Annotated in this window: 1 protein-coding gene; it reads left to right on the plus strand. The window is 67.5% G+C overall.

Annotated elements, in window-relative coordinates:
- Positions 1 to 292 (plus strand): hypothetical protein (locus GSQ92_RS11365; RefSeq protein WP_216856805.1); only part of this gene is annotated, 292 nt, incomplete at both ends.

The raw sequence follows: 292 nt of genomic DNA on the forward strand, positions 1-292 counted from the left end.
GACCGGCCGGCTGGCCAAGGCCAGCTGGGGACCGGGCCGTGACGACGGCCTGAAGGAGCTTGCGGCCCAGGAGGGGCTGGACCTCACCGATCGCCGGCTCGGTCTCGCCTTGGAGCTCGCGGCGGAGATCCAGGATTTTCCGCGCCATCTCGCGACGCATGTCGGCGGCTTCGTCATGAGCCGGGGCCTGCTCACCGAAATGGCGGTCGTGGGTAATGCCGCGATGGCCGGCCGGACGGTGTTGGAATGGGACAAAGACGACGTTGACGCGCTCAAGCTTCTCAAGGTCGAT

The organism is Acidisoma sp. S159, assembly GCF_009766125.1.
GTDB lineage: Bacteria > Pseudomonadota > Alphaproteobacteria > Acetobacterales > Acetobacteraceae > Acidisoma.